Annotated in this window: 13 protein-coding genes; 1 reads left to right on the top strand and 12 read right to left on the bottom strand. The window is 52.6% G+C overall.

Annotated features, from left to right (window positions below; translation table 11 throughout):
• Nucleotides 1-49: 49 nt before the first annotated feature.
• The 6 genes from fabG to CWO84_RS02345 all read right to left on the bottom strand — a co-directional run bounded on the left by fabG (nt 50) and on the right by CWO84_RS02345 (nt 4,636).
• Complete coding sequence (fabG, locus tag CWO84_RS02370; protein WP_205453687.1) at nt 50-838, bottom strand: 3-oxoacyl-ACP reductase FabG; 789 nt, start codon at nt 836-838, stop codon at nt 50-52.
• A complete protein-coding gene (gene fabD, locus CWO84_RS02365) occupies nt 771-1,727 on the bottom strand; it encodes an ACP S-malonyltransferase (RefSeq protein WP_101051678.1) in 957 nt (318 codons plus the stop codon). Before fabD ends, fabG begins: the two co-directional genes overlap by 68 nt.
• A 2-nt stretch (nt 1,728-1,729) precedes the next feature.
• On the bottom strand, nt 1,730-2,698 hold the full coding sequence (locus CWO84_RS02360; protein WP_101051677.1) for a beta-ketoacyl-ACP synthase III: 969 nt from the start codon (nt 2,696-2,698) through the stop codon (nt 1,730-1,732).
• On the bottom strand, nt 2,695-3,723 hold the full coding sequence (gene plsX, locus CWO84_RS02355) for a phosphate acyltransferase PlsX (RefSeq protein ID WP_101051676.1): 1,029 nt from the start codon (nt 3,721-3,723) through the stop codon (nt 2,695-2,697). The genes CWO84_RS02360 and plsX overlap by 4 nt, the downstream gene beginning before the upstream one ends.
• Nucleotides 3,724-3,933: 210 nt before the next feature.
• The gene (rpmF, locus tag CWO84_RS02350) at nt 3,934-4,116 is read right to left on the bottom strand and encodes a 50S ribosomal protein L32 (protein ID WP_033158926.1); all 183 of its coding nucleotides are present in this window, start codon (nt 4,114-4,116) and stop codon (nt 3,934-3,936) included.
• A 1-nt stretch (nt 4,117) separates the two neighbouring features.
• A complete protein-coding gene (locus tag CWO84_RS02345; protein WP_033158927.1) occupies nt 4,118-4,636 on the bottom strand; it encodes a YceD family protein in 519 nt (172 codons plus the stop codon).
• Between the two features lie 69 nt (nt 4,637-4,705).
• On the opposite strand from CWO84_RS02345, the gene CWO84_RS02340 reads away from it, so the two are divergent.
• Entirely contained in the window at nt 4,706-5,284 is a 579-nt protein-coding gene (locus tag CWO84_RS02340) for a nucleoside triphosphate pyrophosphatase (RefSeq protein ID WP_033158928.1), read from the top strand.
• Nucleotides 5,285-5,327: 43 nt separating this feature from the next.
• Here CWO84_RS02340 and CWO84_RS02335 read toward each other — a convergent pair whose 3' ends face one another.
• Genes CWO84_RS02335 through folE form a run of 6 tightly spaced genes read right to left on the bottom strand, consistent with a single transcriptional unit; the run spans nt 5,328 to nt 11,142 of the window.
• Entirely contained in the window at nt 5,328-6,191 is an 864-nt protein-coding gene (locus CWO84_RS02335; RefSeq protein WP_101051674.1) for an HDOD domain-containing protein, read from the bottom strand.
• Nucleotides 6,192-6,767 (bottom strand): transglycosylase SLT domain-containing protein, encoded by a 576-nt coding sequence (locus CWO84_RS02330; protein WP_033158930.1) that lies wholly within the window; start codon nt 6,765-6,767, stop codon nt 6,192-6,194.
• Between the two features lie 24 nt (nt 6,768-6,791).
• Nucleotides 6,792-7,988, bottom strand: coding sequence for a formate-dependent phosphoribosylglycinamide formyltransferase (gene purT, locus CWO84_RS02325; RefSeq protein ID WP_033158931.1), 1,197 nt, complete (start codon nt 7,986-7,988; stop codon nt 6,792-6,794).
• Nucleotides 7,985-9,577, bottom strand: a complete 1,593-nt coding sequence (locus CWO84_RS02320) for a hypothetical protein (protein WP_033158932.1) — start codon at nt 9,575-9,577, stop codon at nt 7,985-7,987. The genes purT and CWO84_RS02320 overlap by 4 nt, the downstream gene beginning before the upstream one ends.
• A gap of 33 nt (nt 9,578-9,610) precedes the next feature.
• The gene (hemH, locus tag CWO84_RS02315; protein WP_033158933.1) at nt 9,611-10,594 is read right to left on the bottom strand and encodes a ferrochelatase; all 984 of its coding nucleotides are present in this window, start codon (nt 10,592-10,594) and stop codon (nt 9,611-9,613) included.
• Between the two features lie 2 nt (nt 10,595-10,596).
• A complete protein-coding gene (gene folE / locus CWO84_RS02310) occupies nt 10,597-11,142 on the bottom strand; it encodes a GTP cyclohydrolase I FolE (RefSeq protein ID WP_033158934.1) in 546 nt (181 codons plus the stop codon).
• Nucleotides 11,143-11,173 lie beyond the last annotated feature (31 nt).

Genomic DNA, 11,173 nt, shown 5'->3' with positions numbered 1-11,173 from the left:
GCAACCCATTGAGTTGCCGGCCTTTTTTGTTTGAAGCAATGTGCCGGCTTTACGGCATGTACATGCCACCATTCACATGCAAGGTCTCGCCGGTGATGTACGAGGCTTGCTCGGAGGCCAGGAAAGATACAGCGTGGGCGATTTCTTCCGGCTGTCCCAAACGGCCCAAAGCAATCGAGCCCAGCAGGGCATTTTTGATGTCTTCCGACAGTTCCTTGGTCATATCGGTATCGATAAAGCCGGGTGATACCGTATTAACGGTAATGCCGCGTGAACCCACTTCTTTGGCCATGGATTTGGCAAAGCCGACCATGCCGGCCTTGGCCGCTGCGTAGTTGGTTTGGCCGGCGTTGCCGGTGGAACCGACCACCGAGGAAATATTGACGATGCGGCCGTAACGGACTTTCATCATGCCGCGCAATACGGCTTTGCTCATTCTGAAGATTGAGGTCAGATTGGTGTTGATGATGTCGTCCCATTCCTCGTCTTTCATTCGCATCAGCAGGTTGTCGCGGGTGATGCCGGCGTTATTGACCAGAACCGCCGGTGTGCCGTATTCGTCGCCGGTGGCTTTGATAAAGCTGTCGATGTCAGCGGAATCGGCGACATTGAGTTTATAACCTTTACCGTTGTCGCCCAGATAAGCTGAAATCGCCTCAGCGCCGCTATCGGAGGTGGCGGTGCCGACCACAAAAAAGCCGTCGGCGACCAATTTTTCGGCAATGGCCCGGCCTATGCCGCGGCTGGCGCCGGTAACAATGGCGAGTTTTTTATCCACGGAGTTGCTCCACAACGTTGTCAATGGTTTCGGGGTCGTAAATGGTGTAATGCGTTGCATCAGGCGCTATGCGTTTGTTTAAACCGACTAATACTTTGCCGGGCCCGCATTCAACAAAAGCGGTGACGCCTTGTTCGTGCATGAATTTGACGCTTTCCACCCACCGCACCGGTTTGAACAATTGTTCTTTCAATGCATAGCGAATCACTTCCGGCGAGCCGTGCGATTTGACGTCGGCGTTGTGGATCAGCGTGCTATTGGGCATCTCGACGTTAAGGCTTTGCAATATTTCGTTTAATTTGTCGGAAGCCGCTTCCATCAATGCGCAGTGGGACGGCACGCTAACCGGTAGTTTTAATGCACGTTTGGCGCCCAGCGCTTTTAAGGCTTCCATCGCTCTTTCCACTGCGGCGGTTTCGCCCGCAATCACCACTTGGCCTGGGGCATTGAAATTGGCGGCAGCGACGATTTCGCCATTGGCGACTTCAGCGCAGGTGTTAACGACTTGATGATCTTCCAGGCCCAGAATAGCCGCCATCGCGCCTTTTCCGGCCGGTACCGCTTCCTGCATCAGGCGGCCGCGCTCGGCGACCAGGCGAATGGCGTCTTCATAACCCAGCGCACCGGAACAGACCAGGGCGGTGTATTCACCCAAGCTATGGCCGGCCATCCAGGCGGGTTTGATGTCGGTTTTTTCGCACCAGGCCCGCCACACCGCAACGCCGGCCGCCAGCATCGCCGGCTGGGTGTTATGGGTTTGGTTCAAGTCGGTGTCCGGGCCGTTGGCGACCATGTTCCACAGATCGAAACCGAGTACGTCTGAAGCTTGTTCGAAAGTTTGCTTGACCAATGGGTTGGCGGCGGCCAGGGTGCCCAGCATACCGACGGCTTGCGAGCCTTGTCCGGGAAATACGAATGCCAGATTGTAACTTTGTTCTATCGTCGTCATGATTAGTACCTGATTAATGCGGAACCCCAGGTAAAACCGGCTCCAAAAGCTTCCATTAATACGGTTTGTCCGCGTTGAATACGGCCGTCGCGCACGCCTTCGTTAAACGCCAATAACACGGAGGCGGAGGACGTGTTACCTTGGTTTTCCAGGGTTAGAATCACTTGGTCCATCGACATGCCCAGCTTCTTGGCGGTGGCGGCGATGATGCGCGTATTGGCCTGATGCGGCACCAGCCAATCGATGTCGCTTTGCCGTAAGCCGTTGGCTTCCAGGGTTTCATCGACAATCCTGCCCAAGGTGTTGACTGCCACCTTGAAAACTTCGTTGCCGCGCATGCTGATGTAAGCTGGCTCGTTTTGCTTAGCGACTGCCGCTACTTGCGGATTGGGGCAATACAATAAATCTTCGTAGCCGCCATCGGAGTGGATATGCGTGGACAAGATGCCAGGCTTATCGCTGGAGGTCAGCAAAATCGCGCCGGCACCGTCGCCGAACAGGATGCAGGTGCCGCGGTCGGTCCAATCGACGATGCGTGAGCAAATCTCCGTGCCTACTACCAGTACGTTTTTGGCAAAACCGGTTTTCAGGTATTGGTCGGCGATGCTGAGTCCGTAAACGGAACCCGAGCAGGCGGCCTGAATATCGAAGCCGACGCATTGCTTGATGCCCAGGCGCTCCTGCAACAGGCAGGCCGTACTGGGATAGACGCGATCCGGTGTGCCGGTGGCGACGATGATCATGTCGATTTCGTCAGCGGCAATTCCGGCTGCGTCAATGGCTTGTCTGGCGGCGATTTCCGCCATGCTGGAAGCGGTTTCGTCGGGACCGGCTATGCGGCGGCTTTTGATGCCGGTTCTTTCGTAGATCCAGCTGTCGGATGTGTCCACCGTGGCGGATATATCGTCATTGGTGCGGATGGTTTCGGGCAGATAGCCGCCCGTACCGATAACATGAGTCCAGCGTGTCATTCATCAACCTTTTGGGCCAGCGCGAGTTCTAGTTTTTCGCTGATTTTACGAATAAGGCCCTGTGCGACTTCGACTTCCGCCAGATGAATGGCGGTTTCGAAAGCCAGAGCGTCGGCGCCGCCGTGGCTTTTGATCACCAAGCCGCGTAGGCCGATGAAACTGGCGCCGTTGTAGAGGCGCGGGTCTATACTGTCTTTGAAGCGTTTCAGAACAGGATACGCGATCAATCCGGCTAATTTGGTCAGCCAGTTTTGCGAAAAACTGTCTTTCAGTTTGCTGCCTATCATTTTCGCCGCGCCTTCGATAGATTTTAGGGCGATGTTGCCGACGAAACCGTCCGAGACGATTAAATCGACTTTGACGCTGCCGGCGTTAATCGAATTGCCTTCCACGTAACCGATGTAATTCAGTCCGGAGCTTTCCAGCAATTTAGCGGCGGCTTTGACTTGTTCGTTGCCTTTCATGTCTTCTTCGCCGATGTTTAACAAGCCGATACGCGGACGCTCGATTTTTTCCACGGCCTTGACCACTTCTTCGCCCATCACGGCAAATTGGTAGAGTTGTTCGGCGCTGGAATCGACATTGGCGCCTAAATCGAGCATGTGGGTGTGGCCGAAAGTAGACGGCAATGTGGAAATAATCGCCGGGCGTTCGATGCCGGGAATCATTTTCAGCACGAAACGGGCTGTCGCCATCAGCGCTCCGGTGTTACCGGCGCTGACGCAGGCGTCGGCCTTGCCTTCCTGGACCAGATTAATCGCCACGCGCATGGAAGAATCTTTTTTGTTCTTCAAGGCTTTTTGCGGCGCTTCGTCCATTTCGACCACTTGCGAGGCGTGTTGAATACTGATCCGACCTTTGAACTCGACCAGCGCTTGGGATAGCAGGTTACCAAGAACCGCTTCATCGCCCACCATGATCAGATTTAAGTCCGGATTTTTTCGTAAACAGGCCAGTGAAGCAGGTACGGTAACTTGAGGACCGAAATCCCCGCCCATGGCATCAATTGAGAGAGTTGAGCTCACGCTTAGGACTAACTCCAGAAGTTGAAAGGAGCCAACAGCTGTCCAGCGACGTGTTGGCTTACTCAGAGACTATCAATAAATCAAATATTACTGCCCGTCATGCTGACGATTGCGCGGTAAAACGCGATGTTTGCGGCCCGTCTTGGACTAAGGGCTGCTCGACTCGATTTGCGAATAAATTACGAGTCGGCCTATGGCAGTTTAAAACGATTAATCTTCGTCGTTGCCGGCAATGATTTGACGGCCTTTGAAGAAACCGTCCGGCGTCATGTGGTGACGCAGATGGGTTTCGCCGGTCAACGGATCCTGAGACAGGGTTTTACCGACTAATGCATCGTGTGAACGACGTTGACCGCGTCTGGAACGCGATACTTTGCTCTTTTGTACTGCCATTTCAATCTCCAGTTTTTTTAAGTTTTGCTAAAACAGAAAAAGGGTTGTTAGCCTTAGTCTGACTATCTGTTGCGCTGTAATCGGCATCTTCCGAACGGTTGTGGGCGAGACAATTGTGTTCATGCCGAGGGTAGTCGGGCAAAGCCAGCAGGATTTCGTCTTCGATCACCGTGTTCAACGATACGGTGTCGCCGTCCAGCAATAGCGGTTCGCAATCGTCCAGTTGCTTTGCTTCCTGTAGCGAAGCAACAACAGCCAATTTAAAATCGATATCCAACGGCCAAGCCAGTGCTTGTAAACAAGACTGACACGCCAATTCCACAACACCCTCGATATGGCCGGCAACGACAATGCGTTTACCTTCCTTACCAAATTCGACCTTGGCGCTAACACTGCCACCATGATCGATCACGCTACCAGACAAGCGCTCGAGCGCAGCGATTTTTATATCCCCGGAAAACGCGCCGCGTCTTTCGGCGAATAATAAGGGATCGATAAGGTCGGGAAACTTGTCTGACATAACTGTACAATGATACAGATAACTAACTGTTGCGTCAAACGCACACCGACTCAAATCACTACCTAACCGATGACCGCCATAGTCCTTGCTTCGAGTTCGAAATACCGTTGCCAGTTGTTGGAAAAACTGGGTCTTGCTTTTTTAAGTTGCAGCAGTGACGTCGATGAGAGCCCGCAAGCCGGCGAATCGCCCTATGCTTTGGTGCGCAGATTATCGCTGGCGAAGGCTGAAGAAGTCGGCAAAATATACCCTAATCATTTAATCATCGGTTCCGATCAGGTTGCCGTGCTGGACCAAGAGATATTGGGAAAACCCGGCGGGCGCGACGCGGCAATTCAACAACTTGCCAAGCAATCCGGCCGGACCGTGCAATTTTATACTGGAGTCTGCGTTTTTAATAGCGTATCGGGCCGGCACCTGAGCGATATGGATGTTTGTAGTGTGCAATTCAAAACGCTGACCTCGTCGCAGATTGAAAAATACATTGATTTGGATCGGCCCTTCGACTGTGCCGGCAGCTTCAAATCCGAGGGTTTGGGGATCGCGCTATTTAGTAAAATTGTCGGCGAGGACCCCAATGCATTAGTAGGATTGCCCTTGATAAAATTGGTGGCTTTACTCGACAAGTTTGGGGTCAATATTCTCTGATTTACCGCGACTTACGGTAGCAGAAAATGCTTGCCAGTACCGTTTAGTGAAATTTTTTGTTCGGTCCGAGTAATTCAAACATCTGCAAAAACTCCTCTTCCACCTGCTCCATTATCGAAATGGTTTGCTCTCGTGTCAGACGCACCAGCGTTAACGATTGGTTAGAAAATTCAGCTACGGCTATTTCCAAGCCATCGGCTTGTTGGCCGCTATCGACCAAGCGCGCCGCCATATGCAGTAAATGAGCGTCCAGTTTGTGTATTTGGGCATCGGCAGGATTCAGATAACAGCCTATGGTTTCGTAGAGGGATTCCGGTAAGCCCCAGATTTTTAGTAATTCCCCGCCGACCTCAGCATGAGTGAAACCAATCAGTTCTTGTTCGAAACCGGCCAACAAAGCGCGGTTGTGGTCTGCGGCAAGCAATACGCTTAGATATTGCTCGGGCATTTTTTGACTGAGTATCAGTGAGCCTATGTCGTGTAAAAGGCCGGCCAGAAAAAGTCTTTCGGTATGCAGCACGGCGCTGGCTTTTGCCAGCAGTCGGGCTATCACCGCGCAATGAATGCTGCGCATCCAAAACGAGGTCATGTCGATCAGTTCGCCGGGGATTTTTCCGAAGCGATCAACGACCGTGGTTGCCAATACCAGGTTACTCAAGTCGTCGATGCCTATTACGGTAACGGCGCGGGAAATGGTGTCGATTTTGGCTTGAAAACCGTAGAAAGGACTATTTACTACCCGTAACAAACGCGCACTGAGTGCAGGGTCCTTGGCAATGACCTTGCCGATGTCAGCCAGAGAATAACGCGAATCCCGAATCATTTCGCTGAGTTGAAAATAAATATCGGGCAGGGAAAACAGTTCGGTCGAGCCGGCAATCAATTGCTTGAGGGCAGCAGCTTTCAATTAACTCTTCCGATACAGCGCCATCACGTGCTGCACATAATTGCGGGTTTCGGGATAGGGCGGCACGCTATTATTGTATTTCATCACCGCGCCTTCGCCGGCATTATAACCGGCTACCGCCAAGGTCAGATTGGAGTTGAACATCGCCAGTAAATCTTTCAAGTAGCGGGTGCCGCCATCGACATTCTGTTCGGCATCGCGCCGGTCGGTCACGCCATAGCGGCGCGCGGTATCCGGCATCAGTTGCATCAAGCCCACCGCGCCGGCCGAGGACACCGCATTGGGGTTATAGGCCGATTCGGCTTGAATCACCGCATGCAGCAGTTTTGGGTCCATTTGATGTTTGGCCGCGGCCTTGGCGACTAAGTCGTTGAACTTGAGCTTGTTGCCCGACATGAACTTTAGGTCGTGTTTATAAGTACGCGGTCGGGTGCGAATGATCAAGCGGTAATCAAAGCCCTTTTTCGGTTCGTCGGTGTAATACACCCGACCGCTAGGATCGGTGTATTTAAAAATGTCGGCCCCCGCATCGGTGATGAGCGCTATCGATAGTGTGGCAATCAACAGGGGTTTCATCGCGTCACCTTTTACCGATTGGACTCATTCAGTCACACGAATTAGGCTGGCGGCCTGTAACGCTTTAGCGCGAGCATCATTGACGTTGTCGGCCGTGGCGAGCGCCACACCCATGCGCCTTGACACGAAAGCCTCCGGTTTGCCGAACAGGCGAATGTCGGTGTCTGCGACCGCCAATGCTTGTGCCAAGCCTGCATAGCTCACGGTTTTGGCGTCTATGCCGCCTAAAATCACCGCGCTGGCGGCGGTTTTATCTAGCGCCGTGTTGACCGGCAGGCCAAGAATGGCGCGGGTATGCAAATCAAATTCGCTCTGCCGCTGGCTGGCCATCGTCACCATGCCGGTGTCGTGCGGTCTGGGGCTGACTTCGCTAAACCAGACTTGATCGCCGGCGATGAATAATTCCACACCAAACAAACCCAAGCCGCCTAATGCGGTAGTCACTTTGTCGGCGATTTGCTGAGATAACTCAACGGCCTTGCTGCTCATCGCCTGTGGTTGCCAGCTTTCCCGGTAGTCGCCGTTCTCCTGGCGGTGGCCGATGGGTTCGCAGAAATAGGTTTGCACTTGGCCGTTGCTATCCAACGCCCGGACAGTGAGTAGCGTAATTTCAAAATCAAAGTCGATTTTCGCTTCGACAATCACTTTGCCGGTGTCGGCACGACCGCCGGCTTTGGCGTAGTCCCAGGCGGCTTTTAGCTGATCGGCGCTTTTCACCATGGACTGGCCTTTGCCGGACGACGACATCGTTGGCTTGATAAAGCAGGGGTAGCCTATGCCGCTATCAATTGCGCTCCTCAATTGCTCGAAGGTGTCGGCAAAAGCGTATTTCGATGTCGGTAGACCTAGTTCAGCGGCTGCCAGCTCGCGGATGCCTTCACGATTCATAGTCAATTGAATCGCCCTAGCATTAGGGACAATAGTGGTTTCACCTTGAGCTTCAATCTCCGCTAAGGCCTCGGTGGCAATCGCTTCGATTTCGGGGATGATGTAATGCGGCTGTTCGCGGGCAATCAGGGTTTTTACTGCTGTCGCGTCGGTCATATCAATCACGTGGCTGTGATGCGCCACCTGCATAGCCGGGGCACCGGCATAGCGGTCAACCGCAATCACTTCCACGCCATAGCGTTGCAGCGAAATGGCGATTTCTTTGCCTAATTCGCCGCTGCCCAGCAATAAAGCTTTGGTGGCGCTGCCGCTGTCAGGGGTGCCGATTTTCATGATTTTGCTAAATAGTTATCGATGTCTTGTTTGGAGAAACCAATTTTCTTCGCGACCCGGTCGGCGTGGCTGACTCTGGAAATGCCGGCGATCAATTTAAAAGTCGGCAAGTCGTCGGCAAATTCCACTTGTTTAGGCACGGCGATTTTTCGTTTCACGAACTCATCCACCAATTGATGGTTGTGGGTAATCAAAATAGTACTGTTACCTTTGCGGTAAAAACCGTCCAGCACGTCGATAGACGACTGCATCTTCTCTTCAAAAGTAGTGCCTTCCGCCATTTCGTCAAGCACCACCAAGCTTTTTGCGCTGCTGGCCAAGAAAATATCGCGGGTACGTTTCAATTCCGTACCGAAACGGCCTTCGCCGTCATCGAGATGGCTGATCTCCGGGCATTGATAGAAAATGCGGTCCGCCACGCTTAAATTGGCAGCCTGAGCCGGCACGAAACAACCGATCTGCGCCAACAATTGAATTTGCGTGATGGTTTTGCAAAATGCGGTTTTGCCGCCGCTGTTCGGACCGGTCACGCACACCAGACGTTCGTCGTCCATGCTGAAATCGTTGCCGACATAGGCGGGATTTTTCTGGCCCAGTACCGGGTTTTTCGCGGCGACTAATTTGATATTGTGACGTTCGCTGGCATTCAGTTCAGGTAGTACCATCTCGCTGCCGAAGTCTTCAGCGTATTTAATAAAAGCCAATAACTCATCCAACTGACCCAGACCGTCCAGCATGTCGCCGAGCGCCTGCGAATTTTTATAAATGTTACGCAGGGGTATGATGCAGTTGTCTCTATCGTAGCCGCCAATGACCGGAATATAAGCCAAGGCTAAGGGCAGGAAAAACACCGAAGCTACCGACAAGCCGTCGCGGGTGACCTGGAACATATCGGTCGGGAAAATCTGCATCAAGCCCCAGATGGCGGCGATCAGTAGAGCGATCAACATCGGTTTGAACAGGGTGGGGCGGAAGATTGTCGCCGGCGAGAAGGAGTTTTTGCGCTCTTCTTTGCTTTGCAGGCCTTTTTCGCTGTTGTAAACCGGGCCGACCATCAGCGAGTATTCGTTGCTATGCGAAAAATTGCCGATTTTCTCGAACACGCTTTGCAGGTAAGGGCTTTGCGGTTTGCCGGAGTTGTAGATGGCACCGACCAAATTCAAAACCACGCGGACGCCGCGCACATACTGTTTGTAGCCGTAACCCTCGATTTGGTTATCCTCGCGAGCGGTGCCGAAACCGCCGAGAAACTCGCCGAACAATAACAAGTAGAGCCGGTGTTCCGATGCAGCGGCATTGGCGATAATGTTTTCCACATTGGCGCGGACATCGGGATTGTCTTGAATTTCCCGCACTGCGGCTTGTTTGGCGGCTATCGCCTCCAGATTATCCAAGGGTTGGCTTAGCGAACGATACAGCACCGATTTACCGGCGGTGGTGCTGGCGTAGTTGACGTAATCGAACAATTCGTCCACTTCTATGGTGTTAAACGCGCCTTGGTCGATGACGCCTTCACCGGTGGGCAAGGGTTGGCTCGAGCGCACTGTCGGCCATTCGTCGTTCCAGCTTTGTAAGATGTTTTGTTGCATATTACCCCCGGTTTTTTAGTGGCCGCGCTTTATTTAGTGCACGGTTTTAATTAAATCAAGCATCACCTCGACATGAGCGTCGCTGTCGTTTAAACACGGAATATAGCGATACGTCTCGCCGCCGGCTTCCAAGAAGATTTCCTGGTTGGCGATGGCAATCTCTTCCAGTGTTTCCAGACAGTCTACCGAGAATCCCGGACAAATCACGTCCACGTTCTTGATGCCTTGTTGTGGCAATTCCTGTAACACTTCCACGCAATAAGGCTTCAACCACTCGGCTTTGCCGAAGCGCGATTGAAATACCAATTTCCATTGTTCGTCCTTGAGGCCTAATTGCTCGGCGAGCAGGCGGCCGGTGGTTTGGCATTGATAGAAATACGGGTCGCCCCATTCGGTCAGTTTGGCCGGTAAGCCGTGAAATGACAGCAACAGCAATTCCGCTTGGCCGTTGGCTTGCCAATGCTGGCGCACGGATTGGGCCAGGGCTTCGATGTAACTGGGGTGTTCATGAAAGTCGCTGATGAAGTGCAGGCCGGGCATGTGCCGCCAACTGACAAATTCCTCGGCCACCACGTCGAAAATCGAGGCGGTCGTGGTGGAGGAATATTGTGGATAGAGCGGCAGAATGACGATTTCGTGGACGCCTTGTTTTTGAAAATTTTGCAATTTTTCCCGCAACGCCGGCTTACCGTAGCGCATCGCGCAATCGATGATTAAATCGGCGCCGTCTATACCGGTAAAACCTTGCAATTTGGCGGTCAGCTTTTCGGTGAATACGATCAAGGGCGAGCCTTGCTCGGTCCAGATCGATTGATAGGCATGCGCCGATTTTTTAGGGCGAAACGGCAGCACGAACAAATTCAGGATCAGCCACCACAAGGGTCTGGGCAGATTGACCACCCGCGGGTCGCCGAGAAATTCGCGCAGGAAGCGGCGTACGTCGCCGGTTTTTGGGGAGGCGGGCGAGCCCAGGTTGACCAGTAACACCCCGATCTTTTTTTGGCCGGTTTCAGTCATGGTTACTTGCGATTGATCAGGTTCAGGAATTCGGAACGGGTGCTTATTTCTTCTCTGAAGATACCCAGCATGACCGATGTGGTCATCACCGAGTTTTGTTTTTCCACGCCGCGCATCATCATGCACAAGTGCTTGGCTTCGATGACTACCGCTACGCCGCGGGCGTCGATGGCGGTTTCCACCGCTTTGGCGATTTGCCGAGTCAATTGTTCTTGAATTTGCAGCCGCCGACCGTACATATCAACGATACGGGCCAGTTTGGACAAGCCCAAGACTTTGCCTTTAGGCAAATAACCGATGTGGCATTTGCCAATAAAGGGCAATAAATGATGCTCGCACAAAGAGTAAAGCTCGATGTCTTTTACAATTACCATGTCTTCGGTATCGGCTTCAAATATCGCGCCGTTCAATACTTCTTCCAGGGTTTTTTCGTAACCGTTATTCAGGAATTTGAAGGCTTTAGCGGCACGTTTCGGCGTGTCCCGCAAACCTTCCCGATTCACATCTTCGCCTATTGCTTGAATGATTTTGGAGAAATATTCTTCCATTGCCGCCCTCGAGTAAAAAAATGTCGTGAGT

It is taken from the genome of Methylomonas sp. Kb3, from assembly GCF_002834115.1.
Taxonomy (GTDB): Bacteria; Pseudomonadota; Gammaproteobacteria; order Methylococcales; family Methylomonadaceae; genus Methylomonas; species Methylomonas defluvii.
The sequence above is the reverse complement of the archived record's forward strand: the minus strand, read 5'-3'. Positions and strand labels throughout refer to the sequence as shown.